The organism is Marinobacterium nitratireducens (genome assembly GCF_014645375.1).
GTDB classification, from domain to species: Bacteria; Pseudomonadota; Gammaproteobacteria; order Pseudomonadales; family Balneatricaceae; genus Marinobacterium_A; species Marinobacterium_A nitratireducens.
In genome coordinates this window covers 13465-29915 of the sequence record NZ_BMLT01000018.1, presented here as the reverse complement: position 1 = coordinate 29915, position 16451 = coordinate 13465, and the positions used below count along the sequence as shown (strand labels likewise).

14 protein-coding genes are annotated in these 16451 nt (G+C 63.5%); 5 read left to right on the top strand and 9 right to left on the bottom strand.

Annotated elements, in window-relative coordinates:
* Positions 1-5: 5 nt before the first annotated feature.
* The 7 genes from folK to dksA all read right to left on the bottom strand — a co-directional run bounded on the left by folK (position 6) and on the right by dksA (position 9543).
* Positions 6-497, bottom strand: coding sequence for a 2-amino-4-hydroxy-6-hydroxymethyldihydropteridine diphosphokinase (folK, locus tag IEX85_RS22205; RefSeq protein WP_188862830.1), 492 nt, complete (start codon positions 495-497; stop codon positions 6-8).
* The gene (pcnB, locus tag IEX85_RS22200; protein ID WP_188862829.1) at positions 490-1920 is read right to left on the bottom strand and encodes a polynucleotide adenylyltransferase PcnB; all 1431 of its coding nucleotides are present in this window, start codon (positions 1918-1920) and stop codon (positions 490-492) included. The genes folK and pcnB overlap by 8 nt, the downstream gene beginning before the upstream one ends.
* 1721 nt (positions 1921-3641) lie before the next feature.
* The gene (locus IEX85_RS22195; RefSeq protein WP_188862828.1) at positions 3642-5048 is read right to left on the bottom strand and encodes a sigma-54-dependent transcriptional regulator; all 1407 of its coding nucleotides are present in this window, start codon (positions 5046-5048) and stop codon (positions 3642-3644) included.
* 40 nt (positions 5049-5088) lie between these two features.
* Positions 5089-7992, bottom strand: a complete 2904-nt coding sequence (locus tag IEX85_RS22190) for an ATP-binding protein (protein WP_188862827.1) — start codon at positions 7990-7992, stop codon at positions 5089-5091.
* On the bottom strand, positions 7985-8161 hold the full coding sequence (locus tag IEX85_RS22185) for a hypothetical protein (RefSeq protein ID WP_188862859.1): 177 nt from the start codon (positions 8159-8161) through the stop codon (positions 7985-7987). The genes IEX85_RS22190 and IEX85_RS22185 overlap by 8 nt, the downstream gene beginning before the upstream one ends.
* 10 nt (positions 8162-8171) lie before the next feature.
* Positions 8172-9056, bottom strand: coding sequence for a tRNA glutamyl-Q(34) synthetase GluQRS (gene gluQRS, locus IEX85_RS22180; RefSeq protein WP_188862826.1), 885 nt, complete (start codon positions 9054-9056; stop codon positions 8172-8174).
* Between the two features lie 58 nt (positions 9057-9114).
* On the bottom strand, positions 9115-9543 hold the full coding sequence (dksA, locus tag IEX85_RS22175) for an RNA polymerase-binding protein DksA (protein WP_188862825.1): 429 nt from the start codon (positions 9541-9543) through the stop codon (positions 9115-9117).
* A 217-nt stretch (positions 9544-9760) separates the two neighbouring features.
* On the opposite strand from dksA, the gene IEX85_RS22170 reads away from it, so the two are divergent.
* Entirely contained in the window at positions 9761-10927 is a 1167-nt protein-coding gene (locus tag IEX85_RS22170) for a pyridoxal phosphate-dependent aminotransferase (protein ID WP_188862824.1), read from the top strand.
* Between the two features lie 2 nt (positions 10928-10929).
* Entirely contained in the window at positions 10930-11631 is a 702-nt protein-coding gene (sfsA, locus tag IEX85_RS22165) for a DNA/RNA nuclease SfsA (protein WP_188862823.1), read from the top strand.
* Positions 11632-11863: 232 nt separating this feature from the next.
* Here sfsA and IEX85_RS22160 read toward each other — a convergent pair whose 3' ends face one another.
* Positions 11864-12184 (bottom strand): Rieske (2Fe-2S) protein, encoded by a 321-nt coding sequence (locus IEX85_RS22160; protein ID WP_188862822.1) that lies wholly within the window; start codon positions 12182-12184, stop codon positions 11864-11866.
* A gap of 159 nt (positions 12185-12343) precedes the next feature.
* Between IEX85_RS22160 and IEX85_RS22155 the strand changes: the two genes are divergently transcribed.
* From IEX85_RS22155 to IEX85_RS22145, 3 genes are read left to right on the top strand one after another with little or no spacing between them, the layout of a single operon-like run.
* On the top strand, positions 12344-13138 hold the full coding sequence (locus tag IEX85_RS22155; protein WP_188862821.1) for an energy transducer TonB: 795 nt from the start codon (positions 12344-12346) through the stop codon (positions 13136-13138).
* A gap of 14 nt (positions 13139-13152) precedes the next feature.
* Positions 13153-14166: a FecCD family ABC transporter permease gene (locus tag IEX85_RS22150; RefSeq protein WP_188862820.1), complete on the top strand. Its 1014-nt coding sequence runs from the start codon at positions 13153-13155 to the stop codon at positions 14164-14166.
* Entirely contained in the window at positions 14157-14939 is a 783-nt protein-coding gene (locus tag IEX85_RS22145; protein ID WP_229722065.1) for a heme ABC transporter ATP-binding protein, read from the top strand. Before IEX85_RS22150 ends, IEX85_RS22145 begins: the two co-directional genes overlap by 10 nt.
* Here IEX85_RS22145 and IEX85_RS22140 read toward each other — a convergent pair.
* Positions 14907-16439 carry a bifunctional aminoglycoside phosphotransferase/ATP-binding protein gene (locus IEX85_RS22140; protein ID WP_188862819.1) on the bottom strand — a complete coding sequence of 511 codons (1533 nt, stop codon included), beginning with the start codon at positions 16437-16439 and terminating at the stop codon, positions 14907-14909. The genes IEX85_RS22145 and IEX85_RS22140 overlap by 33 nt on opposite strands.
* Positions 16440-16451 lie beyond the last annotated feature (12 nt).

The following is a 16451-nucleotide window of genomic DNA, read 5'->3' as shown; positions in this document are numbered from 1 at the left end:
GCGGATTATACCGGCATCCGCTCAAGAGTGCCCATCGGACACCTTTCGAGCAGTTTCGGCAGCGCTCGGCCGTCGGGGAGTTGCAGTCGGGGCGCAATTTCAGCCAGTGGCCAGAGCACAAATCCACGTTCTGTGAGGTAGGGGTGGGGCACCTGCAGGCGCTCGCTGTCGATGGATTGGTCGCCATAGAGCAGCAGGTCCAGGTCCAGGGTCCGCGGGCCCCAGCGTTCGAGGCGAACGCGCTGGTGGAGCCGTTCCAGTGCCTGCAGTTCATCCAGCAGCGCATGGGCCTCCAGTCGGGTATCGAGGCAGGCCACGGCGTTGACGTAGTCAGGCTGCCCCGGCGGGCCGACGGGGTCGGAGCGGTACAGGCTTGAATGGCAGACCCGGACCGTCCGGGGCAGCCCGGCCAGCTCCTGCAGCGCCCGTTCGACCTGCGCGCGCGGGTCCCCGAGATTGCTGCCGAGGCCGATGTAGCAGCGGATCGCTTCAGTCATTGCGGGCGCGACGCGGACGGCGGCGTCGAGAACGGGGCTTGTGGGCGCCCGGCGGCACTTCGCCCTGCAGCGAGGCGCGGTCGTCCGGATTGGCGGCCTGATAGTCGGTCCACCACTGGCTCAGTCCGCCCAGGTCCTCGCCACTGGTTTCGCGCAGCAGCAGCAGATCGTAGGCGGCGCGGAAGCGCGGATGTTCCATCAGGCGGGCGGCCCGGTTGCCCTGACGCCGTGGCAGTCGCAACTGCAGTTCCCAGATTTCCCGCAGGGGTGTCGAAAAGCGGCGGGGAATGGCGGTGTGGCGAACCTGGACGCCAATGACTTCATTGGCGGCCTCGTGCAGTGCCGGAATCGCCGGCATCCCGTCTTCCATCAGGCGGTTCATGCGCAGCTGCATCGGGTACCAGAGCAGTGCCGCGAAGAGGAACGCCGGTGTGACGCTCTTGCGCTGGGCCAGGCGGCGGTCGGTATTGCGCAGGGCCTTGAGGATCAGCGCCTCTACCGGATATCCCCGCGCTTCACCTTCGGCAATGGCCTGCTGTACCTGCGGGAACAGCGGTTCGAACAGATCGTATGCCTGCATCTGCTTGTAGGCGTCCACGCCATGGCCGGACTGCAGCAGCTTCAGCACTTCGTCGAACATGCGGGCCGAGGCGATATCCCCCAGCAGCGGCGCCAGTTCGCGGATCGGCGCGGCCGTCGCCGGTTCAATGTCGAAGCCGAGCTTGGCCGCAAAGCGCACGGCCCGCAGCATCCTGACCGGGTCCTCGCGGTAGCGCGCTTCCGGGTCGCCGATCATGCGGATGGTGCGTCGCCCCATATCCTGAAAGCCGCCGACAAAGTCGTGGATGCTGTGGTCGCGGGGGCTGTAGTAGAGCGCATTGATGGTGAAGTCGCGGCGCAGGGCGTCTTCTTCCAGCGATCCGTAGACGTTGTCCCGCAGGATCAGGCCGCTTTCGGCCTGGCGGCCATGCTCACCGCCCTGGTTGTCGTCGACGTCGTGGCCGGCGCGGAAAGTCGCGACCTCGATGACGTCGCGTCCGAAACGCACATGGACCAGCTTGAAGCGGCGGCCGATCAGGCGGGCGCGGCGGAAGAGTTCCTCCGCCTCTTCAGGCAGTGCCGACGTCGCGACGTCGAAGTCCTTCGGCCGAAGTCCCAGCAGCAGGTCGCGTATACAGCCGCCTACCAGGTAGGCTTCGTGGCCGTCGTCGTTGAGACGGTGAACGACCTTGAGCGCATTGTCATCGAGATGCTGGCGGGGAATCTGGTGTTCGTCGCGGCTGATGATCCGGATCTGGTGGCCACTGTCGGTGGCGGGGATGTTGTCTTCCGGCTTGGTGGCCATGTGTCGTCTACGCAGCAGCAGGATGGCGCCAATCAGGATAGCCGCAATCACAGCGGCCAAGAACAGGCTCATATCCATAAGTGTTCGTTTTGTGTTCGCCCAGGCGTTGAAAGTGGCGCATCATATCACTGATGCCGGCACAGTATAAGTGCTCGGGAAGCGAGCAGATCAGCGAAGATGGGAACAGATTGCGGAGGAGAAGGAGCGGGTTAGCTGATCGCCGCCGTTGGAGACTTGTCTGTTTTTATTTTTATTCAGACATCGTTCGTCCGGAATCTCGGGGTTGGGGACCATCGTGACACCGGTCGGCGATCAGCTACAGGCCTCGTTGTTATTTTTGTTCGAGGCGGGGACATCGCAAGGCAGGCCTGTTGTTATTTTTATTGCTGGCCTGCTGCTGTGTCCTGTTTATTCGAGTTGTTGTTCGCGCTATTAGAAAGCATGGACTGTGCCAGTTTTATTAAGTTGTTGATAATTATAAAGAATAATTTTTATCGTTACCGGTTGTTACCCTCTGCGCCAGCGGCGGGTGTTACCGATGGAAACGGTCGGGTAGCACTATGTGTGTGTCGGTAACAGAACAGCGGGGCGCAGAAGCGTCTGGCATAGGGGGGGCTGCCGGTGTGGCAGGGTGCCGGGCATACTGATAAGGGATATTGCGGTACGGCTGTCGCGAGTGCGTGAGCAGACGTTCGGGCGCGAGGCCGTGGCGGCCTGACCGGGGGGCGTACAGGAGGTATGGAGGTATTGGGATCTGAGCGGGGGAAGGCAGCAGGCTGACCGCTGGTCCGAATTTTCAGGCCCGGTTTTTGTCTTTATTGGCCGGGCGCTCGATTTGGGGACCATCGTGACACCGCACCAGCGGGTCAGCGCGAGCCTCGTTGTTATTTTTATTCGAGGCGAGGGCCTCCGGTGTCTGTGGCTTGTTGTTTTTATTGCCGGACCCGGGGCGCCGTTGTCTTGTTGTTGTTCGATCATCTTGTTTTTATTGTGCGGCTGTAAAAGCAGAGTGTGTGCCAATATTTTTATCTTATTGATTATTAAGGATAAAATGATTTGTTTTCTATGTTGTTACCTGCGCTACCTGGCGCTTTGTTACGAGGGGTAACACTTTTGTAACCCGGGGTTGGGCGCAACGGTAACATTCTGGGCGAGTGGCGAGTGGCGAGTAGGGCGTGGGTGCCGGTGGCGCGCGACCATCAGATGTGCTGCGGATCCGCGGTCTCGCGCAGTTCGTCATGTTGATCGCATGACAGCACGACAGCGGTGCTCGACACGAATGCAGGGCTTGCCACTTCGTCAGCAGTCTTAGGCTGTGCCACACACCAAATGCCTGGCGCCTGAACGTGCCTAAGCACTTGATCGGAGACAGGTTGTGAGCAGGGAGAGTTCGTGTAGGAGGGGGAGGTACGGGTGGCTGACCACCGATCCGGAATAACGTGACTGCCTGTTTGTTGTTTTTGTTCAGGCACTCGGGCTTGGGGACCGTCGTGACACCGCTCAGCGGTCAGCTCAGGCCTCACTTGTTGTTTTTGTTAGAGGCGGTTACACATCCGGCCGCACCGTTATTATTTTTGTTGCTGGCGGGCCGGCGGTAGGTATTGTTGTTGTTCTTGCTTCTTGTTTTTCTTGTTATCCAAATAACTGCACTCTTTGTGCCGTTATTATTAAGTTGTTGTTTTAAAATATTTTTGTTCCGAAGTGTCCGAACGGTTACCCCAGTTTTCGTCGGCGGTTGTTACCCCCGGGAACGCCTGTTTCCCGGCAGTGTGTACTGAGGTAACACTTCACTCCTTTGCCTACTTGGCGCTACCGCGCGCCTTGCGCGGAATGCCGAGCTTCTGGCGTCGCTCCCACAGGCACTTGCGGCTTACGCCCAGCTTCTTCGCCAGTTCCGTTTCGCTCATGCGGTTCTGGTTTTCCAGTACGAAGCGCTGAAAGTAGTCGTCCAGCGACAGGCCTGCGTTTTGCTCCCGGCGGCTCGTCGATGCCGCGGGTACGGATTCGCCTGCATAGTGTGCATAGTTGCGCTCCAGGCTCTCCAGCCGGTTGGTCTCGAGGTCCAGGCCGAGCAGGTCGAGCGTGATCAGGCGGCCGTCTGCCAGGATCAGGGCCCGTTCTATGGCGTTTTCCAGTTCCCGTACGTTGCCGGGCCAGTGGTAGCTGCGCATGGCTTCGAGGCTGTCGTCGCTGAAGTGCGCATCGGGCAGCCCCATACGGTCACAGGCGCGGCGCAGGAACTTCCTGCTCAGCTCGATAATATCGTCGCCGCGTTCACGCAGCGGTGGCATGCGCAGCTCCATGACATAGAGCCGGTAATAGAGGTCCTCGCGGAAATCGCCGTGACGCGCCATTTCCTTCAGGTTGCGGTGGGTGGCGGCGACCAGCCGCACGTTGACCTTTCTCGACTGTACTGCGCCGACACGCCTGATTTCGCTTTCCTGCAGGAAACGCAGCAGTCGTGCCTGGGCTTCGAGCGGCAGCTCGCCGATCTCGTCAAGAAACAGGGTACCGCCATCGGCGGCTTCTATCAGACCGCTGCGGCTGCTGTTGGCGCCGGTAAAGGCTCCTTTCTCATGCCCGAACAGCTCCGACTCGATCAGGGTTTCGGGAATGGAGGCGCAGTTCACCGAAATCAGCGGGGCGTCGGCGCGGTCGCTTTGCTCGTGGATGGCGCGCGCCACCAGTTCCTTGCCGGTGCCCGACTCGCCCAGTATCAGCACGGTGGCATCGGTACGGGCCACTTTATCGATGCGGCTCAGCAACTCCTGCATCGGCCTGCAGGACCCGATGAGTTCGGTCTTGCTGCGCTTTGGCTGCTGCGCCTCCCCTGTTGCCGCGGCGGGGGCCGGCTCCCGGCGACGGCTGATGACCTGTTCGACGGTGCGCAGCATATCGTCATGATCGAAGGGTTTGGCAATGTAGTCGACGGCGCCCATTTTCATGGCGTCCACGGCCGACCTCAGGCTCGCGTAACTGGTCATGATCAGCACCGGTACCGTGCCGGCCAGAGGGATCAGATCGGTGCCGGGCGCGCCCGGCAGTCGCAGGTCGCTGATGATCAGGCTGTAGTCTTCCAGCTTGAATCGGCTTGTGGCCTCGTCGATGGAGGCGGCGTCATCGACCTGGTAATCATGTTTTTCGAGCAGTCGGCGCAGTGCGGTGCGGATGATTGTTTCGTCTTCGACAATCAGAATACGGCTCATTCGGTTCGACCTTATGTTCTGCAAATGGAGCCCGACGGCGTCAAGGCTGCGACACCGGAGTTCCGGGTAAGGTGATTACCACTAGAGTGCCTTTATTCTGTTTCTTGTTGGCTGGGCTTATGATTTCGATATTACCATAGTGCTCTTCGATAATATTGTAGACAAGCGGCAAACCCAAGCCGGTACCCTTGCCCGGATCCTTGGTCGTGAAGAAGGGTTCGAACAGGCGGTCCTGCAGTTCAGGAGGGATACCCGTGCCTTCATCCAGAATCCTGATGATCACCTTTTCGTCTTCCCGCTCGGCGCTGACGCTGATCAGGCCCTGGTCCGGGGTGGCGTCGCAGGCGTTGTTCAGCAGGTTGACGAATATCTGCAGCAGTTGCTGCGCATCCCCCATCACTTCCAGTCCGACCGGCACCTCGTTGCTGTAGCGCGGGCTGGTTCCACGGCTATCCAGCGAAACCAGGTGGAGCGCCTCGGCGATGCATTCGTGCAGCGACATGGGTTCGTGCTGCCCGCTGTGCTCCTGGCGCCCGGCATGGGCGAAGCGCACCAGCGACTGAACGATACGGCTGATACGCTTGGTCTGGTCGAGGATCTGCTTGCCGGTTTCGAGCACCGGTTCGTCGTCAGACTCCAGCTTCAGATTCTGCGCCAGGCAGGCGATGCCGGTAACGGGGTTGCCGATCTCGTGGGCGACGCCTGCGGCGAAACGGCCGATCGAGGCGAGGCGCTCGTGGTGCGCGAGCTTGTCGGCCAGCAGCAGGGTTTCGGTTTCGTCTTCCAGCAGGATCACCATGCCGGCATGGGATGCCTCTTCGCTGAGCTGGGCCTTGTGCAGGCTGAACCAGCGCGGATGCCCCTTGATCTCGAGCTTGTGGCTGGGTTTGTGGGAAAGGTCGCCATCGGCGAATTCGGTCAGTAGTTTGCCCCAGGGGGCGGGCAGCGACGCCGGGCGCCAGTTCAGGACGTCGTCGGCGCGCAGGTCGGTGTACTGTTCGATTTCTGCGTTCCAGAACAGAATGCGCCCGTCGCTGTCCAGCGTGCATACGCCCACCGGCAGTTTCTGCAGCGTCAGGCGGTGATAGCGGCGCAGTTCGTCCAGTTCGGCGGCGAGTCCGCCCAGACGCTGGTGGTACTGCTCGAGCTGGGACTCGAGCAGGTGCACATCGCGGGCGCGAAAGCCCGCCATCGCGTCCTGTTGCTCAAGCGGCTCCAGCAGGGTCGCGGCCTCGACCGGTCCGAGCAGGCCGGAAAGGTGCTGTTCCAGCTGGGTGCGCAGCCGCAGCAGGTCCAGCGGTGACAGCAGTTCGTGACCGATACCGAGCTGGGCCAGTACGGTCTGCAGTTCCCGGTTGGCGGTTTCGGCGCCGAGTCGGGGGCGCAGCAACGCCTCGAAGTCCTCCACCCGGGTCGCGTTGAGCCTGACACCCACCGGCTGCTGCATGACATTGAGCATGCAGGCGTCACCGGCACGGCGCTCCTCTTCGGTGGTCGGGCACAGTCTCGATCCGAGAACCATCATGACGCAGTTGAGCAAAAGCGACATCACCGCCGACGAGTGCCAGCTGTCGGAGAACAGGTTGAACGCCTGCTTGTCCAGATGATCGCTCAGATACATCGCCAGCAGCCAGCTGCCGATACCGCTGCTCAGGCCCATAACGAAACCCCAGCGGTTGATGCCGGCCCAGAACAGCGTCGCGAGCAGAGCCGGCAGGAAATGCAGGAAAGTCACGAAGGCCAGCAGGCCGATCAGGTAGAGCGCGTCGGGACGGTTCAGCAGCGTGTAGCACAGGTAGCTGCCGGACATCAGTACCAGAATCAGGATGCGTCGCAGCCACAGCAGCCAGTTGTAGAGGCGGATATTGTCCGGCACCTGGGTGATCGGCAGCAACAGGTGGTTCTGCAGCATGGACGCCATCGAAACGGTGGCCACGATGATGATGCCGCTGGCAGCCGAGAGGCCGCCGATAAAGGCCAGCAGGGTGAGCACGTTCGAATGCTGCGCCATGCCGATGTGCAGAATAACGTACTCGGGAGCGCCGGTAATCCCGAGCTTCATGGCGGCCCAGACGATAGGCGGAATCGCCAGCGCCATCAGCAGCAGGTAGAACGGCATCATCCAGGACGCCTTCTGCAGGCTCATGACCGAGGAGTTTTCGGTGAAGGCCAGGTGGAACATGTGCGGCATGAGGATGGCGCTGGAGAAGAATGCCAGCAGCAAGGTATGCCAGTTGTCGCTTTCCGGCAGTTGCTGCACCAGACGCAGTGCTTCGGGATTGTCGGTCAGCCACTGCTGCAGTCCCGACGGTCCGCCCAGCACGCCAAAAATGCCATAGGCGGCGATAGCCAGCAGAACCAGAACCTTGACGACGGACTCCACCGCCATGGCGACGACCAGGCCGGTATTGCGGTTGCGCAGCGATGCGTGGCGGGCGCCGAACAGAATGGCGAACAGCGCCATCACGGCGCAGAAGGTCGCGGCCAGCAGGTTGCGGGGCGCTTCCGGGCTGAGCAAATGCAGCGAGTCGGCGACGGCCTGAATCTGCACGGCGATCAGCGGCAGCGTCGCCATCACCACCAGCAGCGAGGTCAGGGTGCCGATGGGGCCGCTGCGAAAGCGGAAGGCGAAAAGGTCGGCCAGTGAGCTGAGCTGGTGGGTCCGGGTGATGCGCAGAATCGGCACCATGATGGCCGGTGCCAGCACGAAGGCGAAGGTGGCGCCGAGATAGGAGGACAGATAGGCGATGCCGGAATCTAAAATGATCCCGAAGACACCGTAGAAGGTCCAGGCGCTGGCAAAGACGCCAAGCGACAGGGTATGAACCAGAGGATGGTTGACCAGCCGCCGCGGCAGCAGGTCGCGCTCGCTCAGCCAGGCTGTGCCGAACAGGCACAGCAGGTAGAAGACACCGGCGGCGAAAAGCCCCTGGAAGCTAAACATCTTGCCGGCTCCGGCGCAGATCGAGCAGCAGGCAGAACGCAATCAGCAGCAGCCAGATCAGAAAGGGGCGATACCAGGCTGCGCTCGGCGCCAGCCACCAGTCGAGCAGAACCGGCACTGCCAGAAAGCAGCCCAGTATCATCAGCAGCGCGGTTCGATGCAGAAACACAGGCGTATCCTCAGTCCAGGGGAGCGGGTTGCGACAGCATCGGCGGGACCCTGTGCGGTTGCCAGTGATCCACAGCCCATTGCAGCAACTCGCCGGGCGTGCTGTCACGCAGGGCGGCATCGGGCTGCTGTCCGAGAAAGTCGAGCGCCAGCATCAGTGCGGGTTGTGGCCGGCTGTCGTCCAGTGGTGCGGCCCGGGTCTGCTTGCTGAGCTTCTGTCCGTCGGGGGCCGCGGCGACCGGGATGTGACTGTACCGCGGTCTCGGCAGGCCAAGGTAGCGCTGCAGCTGAATCTGCCTCGGTGTTTCGTCGAGCAGGTCGCTGCCGCGCACGATATGGGTGATGCCCTGATCGGCATCGTCGACCACGACCGCCAGCTGATAGGCGAAGAAGCCGTCGCGGCGGCGGATCACGAAGTCGCCGGAGCTGTCGCTCAGGCGATAGCGCCGTGGCCCCTGAATGCTGTCATCGAAGACGATTTCCCCGGCCTCGCAATGCGCACGAATGGCGCAATCGTCGGCGTTGTCGGGCGGGTTGACCAGGCAGTAGCCATCGTAGCGACTGCCGCCGGTACGTTGCTGCAGGCGCTTGCGCGAGCAGCTGCAATAGTAGGCCTGTCGGTTGTCGAGCAGTCTTTGCAGGGCGTTGCGGTACGCGGCCAGGCGCCGGCTCTGAAAGCGGACTTCGCCGTCCCACTCGAAGCCGAAGCTCTCGAGGGTGGCAAGTATCTGCTGGCTGGCGCCGGGTTGTTCTCGGGGAGGATCGAGGTCTTCGATGCGGACCAGCCAGAGGCCCTGGTTGGCGCGGGCATCGGCGTAACTGGCCAGCGCAGCCAGCAGTGAGCCGAAGTGGAGCGGTCCGGTCGGGGAGGGAGCGAAGCGTCCGATGTAGTGCAAGAGTCAGGGTTCCGAGCCGGGGGCCGGCCACGCCGTTGCCGTGGCCGGGCTGCGTCGATCAGCCGCCGAGCTGCTTTTCCTTGATTTCGGCCAGCGTCTTGCAGTCGATGCACATGGTGGCCGTGGGGCGGGCTTCCAGACGTCGGATACCGATCTCGATGCCGCAGGCGTCGCAGAATCCGTATTCGTCGTCGTCGATACGTTCGATCGCTTCGTCGATCTTGCGGATCAGTTTGCGTTCGCGGTCGCGGGTGCGCAGCTCGAGGCTGAATTCCTCCTCCTGGCTGGCGCGGTCGCTGGGATCGGCAAAGTTCGATGCTTCTTCCTGCAGATGGTGGATGGTGCTGTCGACCTCCTCCATCAGCTGACGTTTCCAGGCATTCAGAATGTGTTTGAAATGCTCGCGATGAGCTTCACACATGTACTCTTCGCCCGTATCGAGATCATAGGGCTCAAAGTGCGTAAACTGAGAATCGTTTGCTGGCATAGTCTTGCCTCACTTCTCCGAGTCCTCCGGACGAATGGCCCGGGACGGTTATTCCTGCAACCTGCATCCTGGCGCTGGCGAAGGCTGCGAAGTTACCAGAACCCCGTTCATTAGGCTAGCCTTTATGGCTGATTTCGCCAGTACCGGTTATCGTGCGGCATGCCGCGGCTTCCGGGGTATACTGGCGCCTTTTTCGCAAGCTGAATCGGAATCGGAAATGGCCAAAGACTGGAGCGACAGAGCTCTGGAAATCGAGTCCTTCAAGGTGATGGACCTGCTAAAACGGGCGCGGGAGCTGGAGGCGGCCGGTCATGATGTGGTGCACATGGAAGTCGGTGAGCCGGACTTTCCCACCGCTGAGCCGGTAGCGGCGGCGGCCCGGGCGGCTATCGAGCGGGGCCTGACCCAGTACACACCGGCGGCCGGTGTTCCCGAGCTGCGTCAGGCGATAGCCCGCTTTTACCGCCAGCGTTACGGCCTCGAAATCGCGCCGGAGCGGGTCATTGTCACCGCTGGCGCCTCGGCGGCGCTGCTGATGGTGTTCGCGCTGCTGGCGGATCCCGGCCAGCAGTTCATGATGGCCGATCCGGGTTATCCCTGTAACCGCCAGTTCCTGCGCCTTGTGGAGGCGCGGGGCCAGCTGGTTCCGGTCGATGCCGATACCCGCTTCCAGCTTACCCCCCGGCTGGTGGCCGAGCACTGGCGACCGGAAACCGCCGGCGTGCTGCTGGCATCGCCGGCCAATCCCACCGGGTCGGTGTTGCACCTGGCCGAACTCGAGGCGCTGGCGCAGGCCGTGCGCGGACAGGGCGGTCGGCTGGTGGTCGACGAGCTCTATCATGGCCTGAGCTATGGTATCGAGGCTGCGTCGGTGCTGCAGGCCGATCCGAAGGCATTCGTCATCAACAGCTTCTCCAAGTACTTCGGCATGACCGGCTGGCGTCTGGGCTGGATAGTGGCGCCGGATGATGCGGTGCCGCACCTGGAGCGGCTGGCGCAGAATCTCTATATTTCGCCGACGACGGTGTCGCAGTATGCCGCGCTGGCGGCGTTCGAACCCGAGGCCCTGGCGATTTTCGAAACCCGGCGCCAGGCATTCGCCAAGCGGCGCGACCTGCTGCTGAACGGCTTGCGCGAACTGGGATTCGGCGTACCGGTCGCCCCCGAGGGAGCCTTCTACATTTACGCCGATGTCAGCGGGCTGACCGATAACGCCTTCGAGTTCTGCTGGGATCTGCTCGAACGCGATCACCTGGCGGTCACGCCGGGGCTCGACTTCGGTCGTCATCGAAGCAACGATTTCGTGCGCTTCTCTTACACCACGGCGGCGGATCGCATCGAACTGGGGCTTGAGCGCCTGCGACGCCGACTGCGGGGCGCCTGAGCATGCGCCTGGGCGAACTGATAGAAGGCCGCCTGGTGCGGCGTTACAAGCGATTTCTCGCCGACGTCGAACTGCCCGGGGGCGACCGGGTGACGGCGCACTGCCCCAATACCGGTTCGATGCGCAACTGCGCTGAACCCGGAAGCCGCGTCTGGCTGCACGATAGCTGCAACCCGGCGCGCAAATATCCGCTGGGCTGGAAGCTGGTGGAGGTCGATGGTCGATACCTGACCTGCATCGACACGGGGCTTGCCAACGCGCTGGTGGCCGAGGCGATAGAGGCCGGCGTTATTGGCGAGTTGGCCGGATACCGGAGCCTGCGGCGCGAGGTGCCCTACGGCGCGGAGCGAAGTCGCATCGATCTGCAGCTGAGCGAAGGCGGCCGGCCCGATGCCTGGGTCGAAGTGAAGATGGTCACACTGCTGGAAGATGGCTGGGGCTGCTTTCCCGATGCCGTCACGGCGCGCGGACAGAAGCATCTGCGCGAACTGATGCTGCTGGCCGGGTCCGGACAGCGGGCGGTATTGCTGTTCTGTGTGTCGCACCAGGGTATCGCCAGGGTGCGGCCGGCGGACAGCATCGATCCCGAGTACGGCCGTCTGCTGCGCGCGGCCGCCGGGGCGGGTGTGGAAGTGCTTGCTTACGGCGCAACGCTTTCCGTGGCTGAAGTTCGCCTTGTCGAAAAGCTGCCGGTGGTGCTTTAACGCAGCACCCGGTGCCGGGACAATATCACCCGTACAAGCGGTGTACCGCCGCGAACTAACCACCAAGGTTAAAGGCTTCGCCGCGGGGCGCGGCTACGGGGGCTCAGTCGCTTTCGTGGGCCGCGTACCCAAACTTAGGGGCACTTCCCCGCGGCGAATAGCGGGTGCGAGCGAACGACTGCTTCCGGTCGCCATGTATAGCAGCGCCCGCTTGCGACCCTGAACGCGCCGGTCAGCTGCCGGTCAGTACCAGCGCGCCATCCACCAGATCGAACGGCACTGCCATCAGATGCTGACCGTTGCAGGGGCCTGCGATACACTCGCCGCTGTCGATCTTGAACAGGGCGCCATGGGTCGCGCACTGAATGAAGTTGCGCTCGTAGTCGAGGAACTGATCCGGCAGCCACTCCAGCGGTACGCCACGGTGCGGGCAGCGATTCTCGTAGACGAAATAACGGCCCTGGTGATGCACGGCGAACAGGGCGCGGCCGTCGATCTGGAACCCTCTGGAGCCCGAGTCGGGTATATCGCCGATTTGGCAAAGAACTGTCATCTGCGGTCCGTCGTGAATGAAACAAAAGTGTACTTGAGCGCGGCTCACCCCGAGCCGGCGCGCGGCCCATTATAATAACGTTTTAGGAGCCAATGTCGCCCGTCGCAGGGCCAGCGCTGGCTCTCGTCGGCCTCGATTCAACCCAACCCGGAAGTCCCCGTGTCAAACAGGACCCTGCCACTGTCGTCCCATCCGCTGACAGCGATGCTTCTGCTTTCAGGTGGCCTGCACCTGCTGTTGCTGCAGGGTTGGCCTGTGGTCGATCGACAACCGGCTGCGGCGGGGCCCAAGGACTTGCAGGTCAGTCTGCAGACCGTCCCGGCTATCAGGCCCCGGCCCGACGGGACCACCAGCGGTCCCGAAGCGGTTTCGCCGGGCCAGAACGCAAAGATGCCGTCGACAGCGGCGGCACGGGCCGGCACGGTCGGGGCTGCGAAGAGGGGTTCGCAGCCCGCGTTGTCCGATCGCACGCCCGCCGATTCGTCGGCACCCTCGCCACAGCCACAGCCACAGCCACAGCCACAGCCACAGCCGCCGCGCTCTCCGCTGCCTTCCGCGCCGCCGTCCGAGCCCGAAGACCAGCCCGGGCCAGAGCGGACGCCAGAGCCTGAACGGCCCTTCGACGAGCTGCTGACGGACCAGCGCGAGGCGGTGGCGTCGGTGCACCGGGAGGCGCCGGTCGAGCGCGAGCCGCAGTGGCGACAGCCGCCGGATCCGCCGGTCTACCCGAAGCTGGCGCGCCGGCGGGGGCAGGAAGGCGAGGTGATGCTGCGGCTCGATATCGATCCCCGGGGCGAAGTCGTCGCGGCCAGGGTGCTGGGGTCGTCCGGTTTTCCGATGCTCGATCGCGCGGCCCAGGAGGCGGGGCTTGGCTGGCGACTGGTGCCGGCACGGATCAATGGCATTGCGGTCGCGTCCTATGTGACAATCCCGGTCCAGTTCCGCCTTCACTGACAACAGCATTCTTGATGAACCCTACCGGACGGCTGTCACCGCACCTGCTGCATCGCCTGCTCTGGCTGCTGTTGCCGCCGGTGATGGCGCTGTCGCTTCTGGTGGGGCCCGTGTCGCTGTCGCCCGAGCAGCTAATGACACCGGGCTCCCGCGATTTCCTGATCCTGTTCGAATTGCGTCTGCCGCGTCTGCTGCTGTCGCTGTTTGCCGGCGCACTGCTGGCTCTGACCGGCGCCTCGATCCAGGCGCTGTTCCGCAACCCGCTGGCGGACCCGGGCCTGATCGGCATCAGCGCCGGCGCCGCACTGGCGGCCGTGGCGGCGCTGGTGTTCGGGGGCGGCTGGCTGCTGGGCGCCCTGGGGCCGCTGCTGTTGCCGCTGGCGGCTTTTATCGGCGGCCTGACGGTGACCGCGCTGGTCGCACGCATCGCCCGTACCCCCCGCGGCATTTCCGTCACCACCATGCTGCTGGCGGGCATCGCCCTCAACAGCATCGCCGCTGCGGCCATCGGGGTGATGAAATACTTCAGCGATGATCTGTCGCTGCGCCAGGTGACCTTCTGGCTGCTTGGCAACCTGCATCGCACCGACTGGAACAGCGCGCTGCTGCTGGCGGTGCTGGCGCTGCCGCTGATGGCGTTGCTGCTGCGCGAGGGTCCGCAGCTTAACCTGCTGCTGCTGGGCGAACAGCAGGCGCGCCTGCTGGGGGTGGTGACCCACCGGTTGCAGCGGCGGCTGATCGTGCTGGTGGCGCTGGGTGTCGGCGCCGTGGTTTCGCTGGGAGGCCTGATCGGCTTCGTCGGGCTGGTGGTGCCGCACCTGGTGCGGTTGCTGTGCGGTCCCGATAACCGCGCCCTGATGCCGCTGTCAGCGCTGCTGGGTGCCTTGCTGCTGACGCTGGCGGATGTGCTTGCGCGGCTGTTGGTGAGTCCGGCCGAACTGCCGATCGGTATCGTCACGGCGCTGGTGGGCGGGCCCTTCTTTCTGTTCATGATCCTCTACCGTCAGCGGGGGCGACTGTGGCTTTGATCGCGCAGGGGCTGGAATGGCATCGCCAGGGGCGTCAGGTGCTGCACGGGCTCGACCTGGAGCTGGCCGCGGGCACGCTGACGGTGGTGCTGGGGCCAAACGGCGCCGGCAAGTCGACGCTGCTACAGCTGCTGTCGGGGCTCGAGTCGCCGACCTCGGGCGCGGTGCGTCTCGACGGCGAGGCGCTGCATGGCTGGAGCGAACCGCAGCGGGCGCGCCAGCTGGCGGTGATGACTCAGGATCAACCGCTGGACTTTCCGTTCAGTGTCGAGGAGGTGGTGCGGCTCGGCGCCTGGCCGCTCGGGCTGTCGCCGCAGCAGGAGGCGGATCACGGCCGCCGCTGGTTGCAGCGGCTGGACCTGGCGCAGCTGGCCGGGCGCAACTACCTGCAGCTGTCCGGCGGTGAACGTCAGCGGGTGCAGCTGGCCAGGGTGCTGGCCCAGTGCGGCGAGCAATCCCGGGTGCTGTTGCTGGACGAGCCGGTCAGCGCCATGGACCTGCGGCATCAGCACCTGTGCCTGCGGCAGCTGCGCCGCCTGGCCGACGCAGGGATGGCGGTGCTGCTGATACTGCACGACCTTGCGCTGGCGGCGCAGTACGGCGACCGGGTGCTGCTGCTAAAGGACGGTCGGGCGCTGGCGCAGGGGCCCGTGCCCGAGGTCATGACCGCCGCGTTGCTGAGCCAGCTGTTCGAGGTCGGCGTGGATGTCCGGTTCGAGGACGGCGTGCTGCGCTTCAGCTCATTCGTCGCCGATGACGCCTTCCAGGCGTAGTCGCTCTGTGAGGTGGTCGAGCGCTTCGTCGTCGTCGGTGTAGACGGACAGGGTATAGCCGAGCTCGTTGTCGTCCAGCGGGTGCTGCATCTTCTTTTGCTGGCGCATGACCGTGACGTCGGCGTCGGACGCGTCCTTGCCGCTGGCCTGGCGTCGTTTGAGACGCGCCTCGATCAGCTTCTGTTCACAATGACAGCTGATAATACGGAATGGGATACCCAGTGACTGCGCAAGCTCCGCGTAGCTCAGGCGTGGCCGCTGGCGGATGAAGGTAGCATCGACGATGACGGTGTAGCCGGCGCGCAGCATGGCCCGGGTGGTGTCGAACAGCTGGTGGTAGGTGCGGATGTTCATTTCCTGCCCGTACAGCTCCAGTTTCTCGCCCTTGCGGCTAAGTTCCCGGTACAGGCGCTTGCGTTCGATGTCGGAGCGGATGCGGATGGCGTCGATGCGCTCGACCAGCTGCCCGCTGATATGGCTCTTGCCGCTGCCGGACAGGCCATGCATCAGTAGCAGCGCGGGCTGCGGACGGCGGGCGTAGTGCTGTGCCAGCCGCAGGTAGCGACGGAAGGTGTCGAGGTCCTTGTGCTCTCCAAGCATGGCGACCTTGGCCCGGACCATGGCCCGGTAGGCCTTGTAAAAATTAAGCAATTTCAGGGATTTATAATCGCCGGTCAGCTCCAGATAGCGATTCAGCAGGCGGTGGGCCCAGCGGAACTGGCCGTTGGCCTCCAGATCCATCAGCAGGAATGCCAGGTCGCAGATGGTATCGATCCAGCGGAACTGCAGATTGAACTCGATGCAGTCGAACAGCCGCAGCTTGTCGTGGAACAGGGTGATGTTGGCCAGGTGAAGGTCGCCGTGGCATTCGCAGACGTGGCCCTCGGTCTTGCGCCGGCGGATCACCTCGGTAAGGTCGCGAAACTGCTGCGCGGTCTGCTGTGACAGCTGCTGCACCGCCGACCAGTCGTGGGGATCGTCGAGCACGTCCTGGAGGTGCATGAAGTTGTCCGACACCACCTCCCAGATGGTTTCGGGTTCGCCCCAGGGGCTGTCCGAGGCGACCATCGGCACCTGCTGGTGGAAGGCGGCGATCTGCTCGGCGAGGGTGTCGATCCAGGCCGGTTCGAAGCGTTTTTGCTGCAGCAGCAGATCGAGCCGCAGCTCGGTGTCGAACTGGCGCATGCGCACCGCGTACTCGAAGGCTTCGCCATCGCCGCCCATCCGGGGCTGCGATGGGGTGCCAGTGATGGGCACGAGCTCGAGGTAGATATCGGGCGCCAGGCGACGGTTGAGCCGCAGCTCCTCCTCGCAGAAGTGCTGGCGCTTTTCCAGGCTGGTGAAGTCGAGAAAGCCGAAATCGACCGGCTTTTTCACCTTGTAGGCGTATTCGCCGGTGAGCAGCAGCCAGGAAATGTGCGTTTCGATGACGCGAATGTCGCCGGTGGCGTGAGAATAGGCCGCCGGATCGCGAAGTGATTGAATGAATTCAGGAAACATAGAATCCCGGTA

Bases quoted from the DNA above. Each gene is read 5' to 3' on its own strand.
- folK (WP_188862830.1), bottom strand. From the start codon at position 497: ATGACTGAAGCGATCCGCTGCTACATCGGCCTCGGCAGCAATCTCGGG.
- pcnB (WP_188862829.1), bottom strand. From the start codon at position 1,920: ATGGATATGAGCCTGTTCTTGGCCGCTGTGATTGCGGCTATCCTGATT.
- IEX85_RS22195 (WP_188862828.1), bottom strand. From the start codon at position 5,048: ATGAGCCGTATTCTGATTGTCGAAGACGAAACAATCATCCGCACCGCA.
- IEX85_RS22190 (WP_188862827.1), bottom strand. From the start codon at position 7,992: ATGTTTAGCTTCCAGGGGCTTTTCGCCGCCGGTGTCTTCTACCTGCTG.
- dksA (WP_188862825.1), bottom strand. From the start codon at position 9,543: ATGCCAGCAAACGATTCTCAGTTTACGCACTTTGAGCCCTATGATCTC.
- IEX85_RS22170 (WP_188862824.1), top strand. From the start codon at position 9,761: ATGGCCAAAGACTGGAGCGACAGAGCTCTGGAAATCGAGTCCTTCAAG.
- sfsA (WP_188862823.1), top strand. From the start codon at position 10,930: ATGCGCCTGGGCGAACTGATAGAAGGCCGCCTGGTGCGGCGTTACAAG.
- IEX85_RS22160 (WP_188862822.1), bottom strand. From the start codon at position 12,184: ATGACAGTTCTTTGCCAAATCGGCGATATACCCGACTCGGGCTCCAGA.
- IEX85_RS22150 (WP_188862820.1), top strand. From the start codon at position 13,153: ATGAACCCTACCGGACGGCTGTCACCGCACCTGCTGCATCGCCTGCTC.
- IEX85_RS22140 (WP_188862819.1), bottom strand. From the start codon at position 16,439: ATGTTTCCTGAATTCATTCAATCACTTCGCGATCCGGCGGCCTATTCT.